This window comes from Photorhabdus heterorhabditis (assembly GCF_018448905.1).
Taxonomy (GTDB): Bacteria; Pseudomonadota; Gammaproteobacteria; order Enterobacterales; family Enterobacteriaceae; genus Photorhabdus; species Photorhabdus heterorhabditis.
Map to the genome: position 1 here is coordinate 1 of NZ_RCWA01000199.1, position 312 is coordinate 312.

1 pseudogene is annotated in these 312 nt (G+C 49.0%); it reads right to left on the minus strand.

The features are described from left to right. Positions 1 to 187: 187 nt before the first annotated feature. A pseudogene (locus EAE89_RS23285) lies at positions 188 to 312 on the minus strand (type VI secretion system tube protein Hcp); the annotation flags it as partial.

Below are 312 nucleotides of genomic sequence, written 5' to 3' on the forward strand. Positions count from 1 at the left end.
GATGGCAGGACGAACAAGTAAAACAGGCAGCCCCTTACGGGTACAAAAACTACAGCCCGGGTTAATCACAATAAAATCTCCTGTATTGCACACTCTTTATTTCAGGTTTTCCGGGTTAAGACGACCCGGCAGCGCTTCATTCGCGTCGTTATGACAGCCATACCGAGGTATGGCTGCCTGTCAGCTATTACGCCTGACTGCGCTCATTCCACGCATCCGAGTGAATGATGTTGCCGTCTTTGTACGTCCAGGTGATTTTTTCGTAGCGGAACTCAACCTGTTCCAGATGGTTGTGTTTCTCTTTGGCAGGAT